The organism is Eubacterium sp. Marseille-QA0814, from assembly GCF_965119675.1.
In the GTDB taxonomy this organism is placed as follows: Bacteria; Bacillota; Clostridia; order Lachnospirales; family Lachnospiraceae; genus Eubacterium_G.
In genome coordinates this window covers 84,594-98,285 of sequence record NZ_CBCPMG010000001.1, presented here as the reverse complement: position 1 = coordinate 98,285, position 13,692 = coordinate 84,594, and the positions used below count along the sequence as shown (strand labels likewise).

13 protein-coding genes are annotated in these 13,692 nt (G+C 32.8%); 1 reads left to right on the top strand and 12 read right to left on the bottom strand.

Annotation, left to right across the window (positions count from 1 at the left end):
- Positions 1-22: 22 nt before the first annotated feature.
- From lon to ACQY63_RS00400, 5 genes are all read right to left on the bottom strand, one after another.
- Positions 23-2,335 (bottom strand): endopeptidase La, encoded by a 2,313-nt coding sequence (gene lon, locus ACQY63_RS00420; RefSeq protein ID WP_428244548.1) that lies wholly within the window; start codon positions 2,333-2,335, stop codon positions 23-25.
- A 36-nt stretch (positions 2,336-2,371) separates the two neighbouring features.
- The gene (clpX, locus tag ACQY63_RS00415) at positions 2,372-3,646 is read right to left on the bottom strand and encodes an ATP-dependent Clp protease ATP-binding subunit ClpX (protein WP_118436998.1); all 1,275 of its coding nucleotides are present in this window, start codon (positions 3,644-3,646) and stop codon (positions 2,372-2,374) included.
- Positions 3,647-3,711: 65 nt separating this feature from the next.
- Positions 3,712-4,293, bottom strand: a complete 582-nt coding sequence (clpP, locus tag ACQY63_RS00410; protein ID WP_022165074.1) for an ATP-dependent Clp endopeptidase proteolytic subunit ClpP — start codon at positions 4,291-4,293, stop codon at positions 3,712-3,714.
- A 35-nt stretch (positions 4,294-4,328) separates the two neighbouring features.
- On the bottom strand, positions 4,329-5,609 hold the full coding sequence (gene tig / locus ACQY63_RS00405) for a trigger factor (RefSeq protein WP_022165073.1): 1,281 nt from the start codon (positions 5,607-5,609) through the stop codon (positions 4,329-4,331).
- Between the two features lie 161 nt (positions 5,610-5,770).
- Positions 5,771-6,316 (bottom strand): DJ-1 family glyoxalase III, encoded by a 546-nt coding sequence (locus ACQY63_RS00400; RefSeq protein WP_022165072.1) that lies wholly within the window; start codon positions 6,314-6,316, stop codon positions 5,771-5,773.
- Between the two features lie 369 nt (positions 6,317-6,685).
- Between ACQY63_RS00400 and ACQY63_RS00395 the strand changes: the two genes are divergently transcribed.
- A complete protein-coding gene (locus ACQY63_RS00395) occupies positions 6,686-7,144 on the top strand; it encodes a CYTH domain-containing protein (RefSeq protein WP_022165071.1) in 459 nt (152 codons plus the stop codon).
- 109 nt (positions 7,145-7,253) lie between these two features.
- Here ACQY63_RS00395 and ACQY63_RS00390 read toward each other — a convergent pair whose 3' ends face one another.
- The 7 genes from ACQY63_RS00390 to ACQY63_RS00360 all read right to left on the bottom strand — a co-directional run bounded on the left by ACQY63_RS00390 (position 7,254) and on the right by ACQY63_RS00360 (position 13,649).
- Complete coding sequence (locus tag ACQY63_RS00390; protein ID WP_022165070.1) at positions 7,254-7,922, bottom strand: ABC transporter ATP-binding protein; 669 nt, start codon at positions 7,920-7,922, stop codon at positions 7,254-7,256.
- A gap of 3 nt (positions 7,923-7,925) precedes the next feature.
- A complete protein-coding gene (locus ACQY63_RS00385) occupies positions 7,926-9,080 on the bottom strand; it encodes a hypothetical protein (protein ID WP_022165069.1) in 1,155 nt (384 codons plus the stop codon).
- A 2-nt stretch (positions 9,081-9,082) separates the two neighbouring features.
- Positions 9,083-10,120 (bottom strand): ABC transporter permease, encoded by a 1,038-nt coding sequence (locus ACQY63_RS00380; protein ID WP_412622286.1) that lies wholly within the window; start codon positions 10,118-10,120, stop codon positions 9,083-9,085.
- 8 nt (positions 10,121-10,128) lie between these two features.
- Positions 10,129-10,548: a hypothetical protein gene (locus ACQY63_RS00375; protein ID WP_022165068.1), complete on the bottom strand. Its 420-nt coding sequence runs from the start codon at positions 10,546-10,548 to the stop codon at positions 10,129-10,131.
- A 178-nt stretch (positions 10,549-10,726) separates the two neighbouring features.
- Complete coding sequence (locus ACQY63_RS00370) at positions 10,727-11,257, bottom strand: LytTR family transcriptional regulator DNA-binding domain-containing protein (RefSeq protein WP_428244547.1); 531 nt, start codon at positions 11,255-11,257, stop codon at positions 10,727-10,729.
- 148 nt (positions 11,258-11,405) lie between these two features.
- The gene (gene srtB, locus ACQY63_RS00365; protein ID WP_428244546.1) at positions 11,406-12,122 is read right to left on the bottom strand and encodes a class B sortase; all 717 of its coding nucleotides are present in this window, start codon (positions 12,120-12,122) and stop codon (positions 11,406-11,408) included.
- 162 nt (positions 12,123-12,284) lie between these two features.
- Positions 12,285-13,649, bottom strand: a complete 1,365-nt coding sequence (locus tag ACQY63_RS00360; protein ID WP_428244545.1) for an ABC transporter substrate-binding protein — start codon at positions 13,647-13,649, stop codon at positions 12,285-12,287.
- Positions 13,650-13,692 lie beyond the last annotated feature (43 nt).

Below are 13,692 nucleotides of genomic sequence, written 5' to 3'. Positions count from 1 at the left end.
ATCTTTCACTGTAAATCAAATTCTAAACTAATGCAATCTTTATAACATCATCCATTGTTTCAGCCAGAACAATTTTCATTCCGCCTGTTATCTCTTTTGATATTTCTTCAAGCATTGGTTTGTTCTTCTTAGGTACTACTACAATCTTAATACCTGCGTTCTTTGCTGCCAATAACTTTTCTTTTAATCCACCAATTGGCATAACCTTCCCTCGTAAATTAATTTCACCGGTCATTGCAACTTTACAGTTCACTTCTCTGTTTGTAACAGCCGAAAGTATTGCTGTTGCCATAGTGATACCTGCTGACGGTCCATCCTTTGGCACTGCCCCTTCCGGAACATGAATATGTATGTCATGTTTTTCAAAGTAATCATCTGCCACGCCATACTTACCTGCAATGCTTCTTACATAAGAAAGTGCAATCTGTGCAGATTCTTTCATAACATCGCCTAACTGACCTGTTAATTTCAACTGACCCTTGCCAGGCATTGTGTTTACTTCGATTTGTAAAGTTGTTCCACCAACTGCTGTCCAGGCAAGTCCTCTTACAATACCAATATCATTCTTTTCATTAGCCTTGTCATCGTCAAAAATCTTTCTGCCAAGATATTTTTCAATATTCTTTGAAGTAACCTTTAAACGCTTTTTGTTGTTTTTGATAATAAGACCTGCTGCCTTGCGACAAATCTTTGAAATTTCTCTTTCTAACTGTCTTACACCTGCTTCTCTTGTATAGTAGCGGATAATACTGTTAATTGCTTCATCTGTGATGGATAACCAGCTTTTCTTTATACCATTTTTTTCAAATTCTTTACTAATTAAATGTTCCTTGGCAATATGGAATTTTTCGTTTTGAGTATAACCTTCAATTTCTATTATTTCCATTCTGTCAAGTAAAGGTCTTGGAATTGTGCCTGCGTCATTAGCTGTTGCCACAAATAAAACCTTTGATAAATCAATTGGTATTTCAGCGTAATTATCTCTAAACTTTGAGTTCTGCTCTGAATCCAACACTTCTAATAAGGCTGACGCCGGATCTCCATGAACTCCCTGTCCCATTTTATCTATTTCATCAAATAAAATTAAAGGATTAGAACTTCCTGCCTGCTTTAGTCCTTTAAGGATTCTACCTGGCATTGCTCCTAAATATGTTTTACGGTGTCCGCGAATTTCTGACTCATCACTAACACCACCTAATGATATTCTAACATATTTCTTGTTAAGTGCCTCTGCAATTGATTTTGCAATACTTGTCTTACCTGTTCCTGGAGGTCCCACAAGACAAATAATCGGTGCCTCACCCTTTGCCATAGTCAATTGTCTTACAGCTAAAAATTCTAAAATTCTTTCTTTAACTTTAGTTAATTGGTAATGGTCTCTATTTAAAATTTCCTCTGCATTCTGCAGGTTGGGATTTTCTTCTGTTTCATTGTTCCATGGCAAATCTAACATTGTTTCCAAATAGGTTCTAATAATGTTACCTTCTGCCGGATTACCCATGGCTGATTTATATCTTGAAAGTTCTTTTAATAATTTTTCTTTAACACTGTCATCTGCGTTTAAATTATTAATCTTCTCTTCAAGCTGATCTGTTTCTGCGTCAAAGTCATCCCCTAATTCTTCTTTGATAATCTGCATCTGTTCGCGAAGAATATGTTCCTTCTGACTTTTTTCTAAACGTTGTTTAACTTTTTCTATAATCTCATTTCTAACCTGTGCAACTTCATTTTCTTTTGCAAGAAACGAATATATAGTAGTAAATTTATCTTCAATACTGTTCTGTTCCAAGTATTCCTGTTTTAATTTATATCCTACTTTTATTCTCATTAAAATCTGGTTCATTAGAGTTTCAATATTACTAATATCTAACAAACCTCTTAAACTTGAAGGAGATAATTCTCTTACCTTACCCTCGAATAATTTTAAAGTATCTCTTAATTCTCTAACATAAGCTTCTTCCTGCGCCTCTGTTAAAGTATTTTTATCTTCTTCTATAATTGAAACTTCCCCGGCAAAATGTCCATCAGCCATGTATAAAGACTGTATTTCTCCTTTGGCTTTTGCCTCCACCATAACTCTTACCACGTCATCGGGAAGTTTATTTAACTGCTTTACAACTACAACTGTTCCAACCTTGTATATACCATCAAAACCCGGTGTGTCTTCCACCGGGTCTTTTTGTGCAACAACAAACAATTCTTTATCGTCAATCATTGACTCTTCTGCTGCTGCAATTGATGCTTTTCTGCGAACGTCAAAATGAACAGTTGTTCCCGGTATAATAGTAAGGCCTCTTAATGGTATAACCGGAAAAGTTTTTAAGTTCTCTGACATGTCTTCTCCTTGTAATAGCAACTTAAATGTGGCTAATTATTTCTTTTTTGTAGTATTCTTTTTAGGGATTACCGAATTATAAATTATTTCAGGATCCGCTAATCCATTTACCACATCTTCATTTATAATACATTCTTTTATTGATTCGTCAGATGGTGTCTCATACATAATATCCATAATAACATTTTCAATAATTGCTCTAAGGCCTCTTGCACCTGTTTTTCTCTTAACAGTTAATTTGGCAATAGCGTTTATCGCTTCATCTGTAAATGTTAATTTAACTCCATCTAACTCAAACAATTTCTTATACTGTTTAACTAAAGCATTCTTTGGTTCTGTTAAAATCTTTTCTAATGCTTTTTCATCTAAGTAATCTAATGTAACTGTTACCGGTACTCTTCCGATAAATTCAGGAATCAAACCGAACTTAACTAAATCTTCCGGCATAACTTCCTTCAACAATTCATCTTCAACAATTTCAGATTTCTCAGCAATTTCAGTATTGAAACCTATTGAACTCTTATCAAGTCTTCTTTCAATAATCTTATCCAGTCCTGCAAAAGCTCCACCACAAATAAATAAAATATTTGTAGTATCAATAGGGATAAGTTCCTGCTGTGGATGTTTTCTACCACCCTGTGGTGGAACGCTGGCTTCTGTTCCTTCTAAAATCTTAAGCAAAGCCTGCTGAACACCTTCACCTGAAACGTCTCTTGTAATAGAAACATTCTCTGATTTCTTTGTAATCTTATCAATTTCATCTATATAAATAATACCATGTTCTGCTCTCTCAATATCATAGTCTGCTGCCTGAATTAATTTAAGCAGAATATTTTCAACATCTTCACCAACATAACCAGCCTCTGTTAATGTTGTAGCATCTGCAATTGCAAAAGGTACATTTAAAATTTTGGCTAATGTTTGAGCAAGATATGTTTTACCTGAACCGGTTGGACCTAAAAGTAATATGTTTGATTTCTGTAATTCTACATCTAAATCCTTGTCAGCCAATACTCTCTTGTAATGATTGTAAACAGCAACTGAAAGAACTTTCTTTGCTTCCTGCTGTCCAATAACATATTGATCCAAGAATTCTTTTATTTCTTTAGGCTTTAGTAAATTGATTTCCTCATTTGCACTTTTCTTTTCATCACCATAGATTTCATCATCAACTATGCTTGCACAAATCTCAACACATTCATCACAAATGTATGCATTGTTCGGACCTGCTATAAGTCTTCTAACCTGATTCTCACTTCTACCGCAAAAAGAACAGCGCAAATTGTTATCAGTTATATTTTTATTCGCCATAATAACCTCGCATTAATCTAAATTTGAACATAAGGCACCACAGTAATTGCGGTGCCTTATTCATTCTATCTCTGTTTAATTACCTGATCTACTAAACCATATTCTTTAGCTTCATCTGCACTCATCCAGTTGTCTCTGTCAGTATCCTTTTCAACAACTTCAACGGGTTGACCTGAATTTGCTGCCAAAATGTCGTTCAATTTCTTTTTAGTCTTTAAAATGTGCTCTGCAGCTATTTGAATTTCTGTAGCCTGTCCTTGTGCACCGCCAAGTGGCTGATGAATCATAATTTCTGCATTTGGAAGGGCATATCTCTTTCCTTTAGCACCACTTGATAAGAGGAATGCTCCCATACTTGCCGCCATACCGATACAAGTAGTTGAAACATCACACTTTACATAATTCATTGTGTCATAAATAGCCATACCGGCTGTAACAGAACCGCCCGGGCTATTGATATACATATGAATGTCTTTTCCAGGATCTTCTGATTCTAAAAATAGAAGCTGTGCTACAACAACACTTGCTGTTGCATCATTTATCTCTTCTCCTAAGAAAATAATTCTGTCCTTTAATAATCTTGAGTAAATATCATATGAACGTTCACCACGTGAATTCTGTTCAATGACATAAGGTACTAATGCCATAATCTATACCTCCTTAATAAATGCTAACAAATATCTTATTTAGCTTTTTCTACTACTAACTTAGCAGCCTTTCTTGCACAGATGTCAGCTCTGATGTTCTTCTTATCATCATCTGATAATAATTCATTAACCTTATCAGCTTCCATCTGATATCTTTCAGCCATTCTCTTGATTTCTTCATCAAATTCTTCATCTGATGCTTCAATCTTTTCAGCCTTAACAATAGCTTCAAGAACTAAGCTTGACTGTACTCTTGCTTCAGCCTGTGGCTTAACCTGTTCTGTAAGCTGATCTACAGTTGTACCTGTAAACTGCATGTATTGGTCAAAAGAAATTCCCTGCATAGCAATGTTCTGTGCAAATTCTTCAACCATCTGCTGGCTCTGAGCTTCAATCATCTTTTCAGGAATATCCATTTCTGAATCATTAACGATTGCTTCAATTACCTTGCTTTCCTTATCAGCTTCAGCTTCTTGTGCTTTCTTTTCTTCAAGATTCTTCTTAATGTCTGCCTTGTATTCATCTAATGTATCAAATTCTGAAACATCCTGTGCGAAATCATCATCTAATTCAGGATATTCCTTAACTTTAATTTCCTTAATTGTTACTTTGAACATTGCTGGCTTTCCTGCAAGTTCCTTAGCCTGATACTGTTCTGGGAATGTAACGTTTACTTCTACTTCTTCGCCAACTTTCTTTCCAATAAGCTGTTCTTCAAAAGTATCAATAAATGAATGTGAACCAATTGTAAGCGGATAATCTTCACCCTTTCCACCTTCAAATGCTACTCCATCAACAAAACCTTCGAAATCGATTGTTGTCTGATCTCCGTCTTCAACTGCCTTATCGTCAGCAGCTACAAGTCTTGCGTTCTGTTCCTTAACCTTATCAAGTTCAGCAGCTACATCTTCATCTGTAACTGTTGTGTCCATAGCTTCAACCTTAACTCCCTTGTACTTTCCAAGTTTGATTTCAGGCTTAAGTGTTACTTCAGCTTCGAAAACAAATGGCTTTCCTTTTTCAATCTGTGTTACATTGATTTCCGGACGAGCAACGATTTCTAATTCACTTTCTGCTGCTGCATTTGCATAAGCATCTGGAATTAATTCGTTTGCAGCTTCTTCATAGAAAACGCCTGCACCGTACATTTTTTCTACCATAGCGTAAGGTACTTTACCTTTTCTAAATCCTGGTACGTTAAATTTATTCTTGTTCTTCTGATATGCTGTCTGAATGGCCTTATCAAATTCTTCTGCCGGTACTTCAATAGTAAGCTTTGCTGTGTTATTTTCTAACTTTTCTACCTGTAAACTCATTATTTTTCCTCCTTGTTATCAAAACGGGTATGAGTATCCCATTTAATTCATTGAATTTTACTCGTCATAGCCTAGTAACCTATTGACGCAGTGTATGATTATATCATACTTTCCTTTTCTTGTCACTACCTTTTAAAACACATATTTTCAACAGTATTCTACTAATTATACTGAATCTGGTCAGCTATTTTGCCACTTGTTTCCTCATCAATAAGACATGATATTAATTCAAGTCCAAGCTCTAATGCAACTCCAAGACCTTTTCCTGTAATAATATTGCCGTCTCTTACAACACCACCGCCATATTCCTTACATTCCATCTTGTCTGCAAAACTTGGAAATGAAGTTGCCCTCTTGTCCTTCAAAATGCCAAGACTGCTAAAAATACTTGGTGCCGCGCAAATTGCTGCTAACCACTTACCCTGTTCATTATACTTAATGATATGGTCCTTTAATGTCCCACACTCACTTAAATTTGTTGTTCCCGGCATTCCTCCCGGCAAGAAAATACAATCGCCCTGTTCAAAGTCGATTTCATCTATTGTCTTGTCTGCAAAGAATTTAACCTTATGAGAACTTTCAACCATTAATTCTTCCTTGATGGATACTGTAACTACATTCAACTTAGCTCTTCTAAGTAAATCCACAACCATCAAACATTCAACTTCCTCTAATCCGTCTGCTAAAAATGCATATACTGTTTTCATTTAAAACCTCCTGTTTATTTAATGTGTCAAATATAATCATTTAACCTATAATTAACATAAGTATAATAGTAAATAACCGAATTTAATTATATCATAAGGGTATAATATTTGTTATACTAAAAAATATTGTAAAAAAATTATTAATTAAATATTTTCGTAATAAATTTATTATATCTGCTGTGGGAAACATACAACATTTAAGAAAGTGCTGGTAGCCCGTCGGTTCATCAAGGCAGCGTAGTCGGCTTGATAGAACCGCTACGAGGCGGACGCAGCGGAAGCGTGCTTTCGTAATGTTGTATGTTTTCACAGCAGTGTATAAAATTGTGAAAATTTTAGAGTTACTAAGAAAGGTGGTTTCATTATAATATGGGAATGGAAATAGAAAAAAAATTTATACCTACAGATTTACCAAAAGATTTGGACAGTTACGAACATCATGTAATTGAACAGGCATATCTTAACACTGCTCCTGTTGTTAGGATTAGAAAACAGGACGATGACTATGTTCTTACTTACAAAGGTAGTGGCATGATGGCTAGAGAAGAATATAATCTTCCACTGAATAAAAAAAGTTATGAGCATTTGTTAGAAAAAGCAGATGGCAACATTATCTCAAAAGTACGCTATCTTATTCCAATTAACGACGGAAAACTTACCGCCGAGTTAGATGTTTTCAAAGGAAAATTTGCAGGAATGCTTTTAGTTGAAGTTGAATTTTCAAGTGTTGAACAGGCTGATGCTTTTCAGAAACCGGATTGGTTTGGAGAAGATGTAACATATAGTAAAATATATCACAACAGCTATTTATCACAGATTAAGGGATAATTAAAAAACAGCACCAGCCAAAAATAAATAAGATTAATTTACTGATACCACTAATCTTTTTTATTTTTCATCAAACTGGTGCTATTTATTATTCTGTTTTAATATTTAGCTATTCTATCTTTCCATCTTTTATTGTTATTATTCTACCGCATTTTTTTGCAACGGTCTCATCATGTGTAACAATAATCACCGTTTTTCCTTCTTTATTCAGAGACGATAGTATTGACATGATTTTTTCAGCATTTACCGAGTCCAAAGCCCCTGTAGGCTCATCTGCCATTATATATTCAGGGTCACATACCAATGCCCTTGCTATTGCTACCCTCTGTTTTTCGCCTCCTGATAAAACAGATACCTTTTTGTTTGACAAATGTTCCACTCCTACTTTTTTCATTTTTTCTAAGGCTACTTCTCTTATTTTTTTCATAGAAGTTCTACTTAACATTAACGGAAGAGATACATTTTCCATAACAGTTTCGTCCTCAACCAATCCAAAATCCTGTAATACAAATCCAATTTTTTCATTTCTAATTTTAGCCCTTTGTTTATTAGTAAAATCAGATATGTCTTCACCATCTAACTTGTAGTTTCCCCGGTCGCATACATCCAACAAGCCTATTATATGTAAAAGGGTGGATTTGCCTGCTCCTGATTTACCCATTATTGCTATCATTTCGCCATCAGCAATAGTTAAATTGACACCATTTAACACTGATTGAATTTCGTTGTCTCTATTTATTTCATATTCTTTGTATATATTTGAAAGTTCTAATCCCATTTTCTATTCCTTATTTTTCTTATATAATTCTATAATGTTACTTTTACCTGATTTTTTTATAAAGTCAAAAGATGAAACTGCATAAATAAAGCACAAGTTTATAACAACCACTATATACATCCAGTTTTCTATCCTACCTACTCCTTTAGGTGATGTTATTGCCGCAATTTTTCCACCAAATATAAGCATTGTAATAGCAGAAATTCCGATTACTGAAAATGTATTAAGTGTTTCAATTAACATTCGTTTATTCTTGTTCATTCCCAACATAAATAAAATAGTATAAAACTTATCATTATTTTTGCTTTGAATATAATTTATTCCACCTATCCCTGTCATTGTAAGAAACAAAAATACTATTCCTACAATTCCATTTGTAAAAAGAAATTCTCTGTTACTTTTGTTATAGTTTTCCTGCATTTGTTCTACAGATGTAATAGCACCATAATCACTTAACATTTTTATAGCACTTTGATATTTCTTACCATTGCAATATATCATTTGGGAATCCTGCGGTAAATCCATTTTTACAATTTCTGAATTGTTATAATAGCTACAATTTGGCCCATACGGCATAATTAAATCACACCCTCTTACCGTCGCTAATATTTCTTCTATTGAGGATTTTCCTGAAGACGCTGACGCATTAAATCTAACTACACTACTATCCTCTGAGATTTTTCCTACAACTTCACAAATTTGTTTGTCCGACAATACTATTGTATCTCCAACTCTAAATCGATTTCCCATAGCAATTACCGGAATATTATCACCTGTATATGACGATATATTTTGCCCTTCTATAATATTTAATTTTAACTTCTTCATAATGATGTCATCATATCCTATCACTGCTATAGCGCTATCACTTTTTGATTCTATCTTCAATTCATGCATTTCACAAACTTCTACATTTTTAAAACCTTTTTGACTAAGTAGCTCTTCAGCGGAAAAGTCATCATAGTATGTATATGGTGAAAAATAATATATGTTTTTTCCATCAAAAGAATATGCCAAATCTTTTGTCTCAAAGTAATAAAAGATTTTTCCTAAAGTGGATAATATAACTATAGAGCATATTATTATTTCCACAGTTAATAAAAATAATGACCATTTTCTTTTTTTTGTTAATCTGTATGCAATTCTTAATGTATTCATAATCACTCCACTATATTATATATAATCTCCGACTTAGTTGCCTTTTTTGCCAGAATATATGAAAAGCCTACCAAAAGAATGATTACCACCCCTGATATAATTATGTATGGCAAATAATTTTGTTGATATACTATCTCATATTTCCTTATTATCATCTTTAAAATGGCAAACAATATATTTCCCACTAAAACTCCACTGAACATAAGAATTACCGTTTGAGTTAACGCAATATGGATTATGTCTTTTTTTGTCGCTCCACATATTGCATAGATTTTGAACTTTCTATTAAATGTACTTAACCATGCATAAGTCATACATAATACATTTATTATAACCGCTGCAAAAATCAATAAAATTTGAACAAAAGCTCCCATGAAATCTTCTGATAAAAATGGTGTACTTCTTTTCATATTATATTTTTTTACTATGGTATTTTGCGCAAGTGTCTTTTCTATTTTTGAGGAGTTTTTTCTATTATTATACTTTATCATAATATAGTCAGTAGGATAATTGTTAATATAATAATAAACAGGCAAAATGTAATTATCATATTGGGAATATGGAATTATCCCACCAATTCTTATTTTTTTTCCACCTACTTTAATGTTTTTACCTACTGGTTTTTCGTATCCTTCAATATTATCAACTTGATATTCAGCCATTAATAAATATGGTCTATTGTCATCAATACTATAACATTGTCCTACCAGCATATGCTCTTTCCATGTTTTATTGTATTCACCTATAAGCTTACCTTCTGATAACTTACCATTTGACACACACATATCTGATATATCCTTTTCTTTTAAAGACAACTCCTCAATCACTCTAATAATATCCGAACTCTGTGTTGATTTCTGTAAATAAATTTCCACCTGGTTTTCAGTCTGCGATTGGTAATAATCGTATAAAAAATATCCTGAATAAAATAATATTCCTAAAACCGATAAAGTTATACTTGTAAATATTATTAACATCATTATACTTTTATTTTTTAACATCAACCTTATGTTATTAATAGCTAAATATACTTTTTTCACTTTATTTCCTACTTCTTCCAAATTGTATTTTTTGTTGATACCCACTTATTGTTTGTGTTATATGTTTTTGCCTTATGAGTTCCTACAGCTTTTTTCGCTGCTCTAATGCTAGCTTTCGCCCCGGCATTAAGCGGCAAATCCCATACTGCTCCCCCTTTCAAATTATACGAGTCTTTTTTACAATCGCCATCAGAATTATAAATTTTAACAGTTGTTTTAGACTCACAATCATTGTATTTTTTTGATGGTCTTGATACACTTGTATAAGCTGTTGCATTATCTTTTAATATAGGTACTATATGTACATTTACGGATAAGTTTCCCTTAATACTATATCCAGCTGCCCAAATTGATGTTGCTAACATTGTTGTCAACGCTAAGCTTACTATAAATGTTCCTATTTTTTTGCTATAATTAATATGTTTCATACAAATTACTCTCCTTACTTTTTATTTTTTCAAATATATGAATTTACCATATTAGTACGCGCACTATAATTCACACATCGAAGTTACTATATCATTCTTTATCAATAAATAAAACCTCATGGTCATTTTTTGTATATTTAAAGTCCACTTTTTTCATATTCAATATTGCTTCCTATTTTTAATTTCTGTAATAACTTTCCATCTTTTCCTTCAATTCTTTTGTTTTCGAACGCGATACAGAAAGTATTTTTCCATCCAATAATTGAATTTCCTGTCTTTTTCTACCCCGTATATATTCCATATTTACTATATAACTATTATGTGCGTAAGCAAAATTATAATGTTCCAAAATTTTATATAATTCACAAATTCTCCTATTACAATGCACCTTTTTTATATTTAACCTCTGTTGTAACTTTTCGTTTATAAAAACATCAACTCCTCTTTTTGCAATCGCTATATACATAATCTCTTTAGGGGCTATTTTATAACTATCCTGTCCACTATGACATAATATATATTCATTTGCAAAACCTAATTTTGAACAAACTATATATGGGGCTTGTTCTCTCTTTATTGCTTTTATTAAATCTTCTTTTGAATTATATTTGTGAAATACTATATTTTTATTTAGATTTGACTTTAGAAATGTATTCTTGATTTGTCTTACATAATCTTCATCATGATTGTATATTGCTATGTTTATCATATGTTCCCCCTTTAATTTTGTTTCATTTTTCAAGACTTCCATAATTCTATCACAATTTACAAATTGTGTAAACATTAGGACTACAAAACCTCTCTCATTTATAGAACAACAAGGAATGTCCTTTAGAACATTCCTTGCCATTTAATAACTATTTTTTCTTCACTGCTACTACAATTAATCTGCCATCTTCATCCGAACCGTAGCATGTAGACAATGTTAATAACTGCTGACCAAACTTAGGTTTTACTCCTGTTGTATAAAGTACTTTTTCCATAATTCCTGTAATATTTTTCTTGAAATTTTTGCTATTTGGTGCATCAATGAAGTTGTACCATTCATCATCCTGTTTTAAAGCAACAACAGCAAAAATCTTATAAAAATTATCTCCGTTTTTTGTTTGGAATTCTACCTCCGGATGTTTTTTATAATATGATTTATCTACATACTGTTTTAGGGAAGCAAACAGCTGTCCATTACGCATATTATGTCCATACAATATGCAGTTACTGCTATTTATTGTACAACGTGCATCTAAAAAAGGAGTTCCTGAACTACTATACTGTCCGTTAAAATTTTTATACAAATATTTCTTAGGATCATTAGGTGTGTGCATTACAGGGTAATCTATGGCTGTTTTCTTTATGCATACCCAGCCAATGCACTCCTTATTTTTCTTAAATAAAGCATCTAAATCTCTTCCTGATTTACTGTCATTAGAGATTTCTTTTGACAGTTCTTTGAATCGCTGTTGTGCCACTTTATGACTGAAAATTTCACGACCAATTATAATTCCCGCTACTACAATAATTAATAACAATATTAAAATTATAATCCATTTAATGCCTCTGCTTTTTTTCTTTTTCATTACATTTCTCCTTTTAATTTGTAACCAATTTTAGGAGAGGATTGATTACATATTTTCACACCTGCACACAGTATATTTTTAATGGTGTACATGCAATTCATATACCTTCCCTATAGAAAGTATAGGGATTGTCATACATCATTCATATAACAATCCCTAATATTATTCTGTAATTTCTTTGTTGTCTCTTCCTGCAAGGAATGCAACCCATGTAGTGTCTTTGCTTATTGGCACTATGTTGTTTTCAGTTGCAAAAAACTTTTCGAAACAATCATAGAAATCTTCAGCGTCCATACCATTATTTTCCTTGAAAAATTTCTGAGCATCGGTGTCGCCCATCATATCCTGATATGCACCATAGGCAACAGTTATGTCATCGTTAAAACCTTTTGGAACTTCTTCTGTTCCGTAATCTTTTTCAGTGGTTTTAACCCCTTCTTCTTTCAACTTTTTAGCCAAAGCCTTGTAAATGTTTTTGGCTATTGCTGAGTAGTCATGACCAATTGTTAAACTCTTTGTTTTGTCAAAGTTTCCGCTATCCAGATATGAATAGTAATTTGGTTTAACGTAGGCATTTGTCATTCCGTCTGAATAAATCCCCTCTGCACTTGTTTTCTTGAAAAATTCTTCACCTTCTACTAATTTTCCAATGGCGTTTTTTGTGTCCTTATTCTTAATGTTAAGCTTTAAGAACCAACCTGTTTCTTTGCCATACTCGTAAATATCATAGGCTTTGTTCTTTTTGATTGCATCTCCATGCTCATCTTTATTAAATAAGAACATGTCATAATCCTGTGATTTAATGAGCCTTGTTTTGTCGCTAAAATCAGCAGTTTTTATTGTGACTGTTTTGTATGAACAATTACCATTTTTACCAGGCTTTAATGTAATATTATCGTACGCCTTAACCGAATCAATAACATACTTTCCTGTACCTAACGGATAATCCTTTTCCTTTAGTGACTGATAAATAATAGGAATATTAAATATTGTAATATTTCTGCTGTCAACAGTGTTAAAAGTAAATACTAATGTTTCATCATCTGTAACTTTCACACTTGAAATTCTTGTAAGCAAATCTTTGTAAGAATTGTCCTGTGATCTAAACCACCTGTATGACTGTGCCACATTAGAAGCTTTTACTTTTTCGCCGTCACTGTAAGTTTTATCAGTATTTAATTTCACTACGGCTTCCCTGCCTTCTTTGTTGAAGGTAATAGATTTTGCATTGCAGTAAGTAATTTTGTAATTACCGTCAATATTTATTAATGGTTCGTAAACAAGTTTTTTTAGAACTGCTGCTGCCTCATCATCATGACTGTATGGATGATTGTCAGCTATGGAAGTTGAAACCCCAATGGAATATGTATCTTCTCTATCCTGTTTTAAATTAACCTTAGATGAATCACCTTTGAATACAACGTGTGATCTCTGCCCTTTTCCAGCAAAAAACGCTATGATTAACCCTATTACAACAGCAATTAAAAATACAACTATCAGGGCTATAATTTTGTTTTTTTTATCCATTTTAAAATTTTTCATGTTCTTAATAAAGAATAAGGGGAAAAAT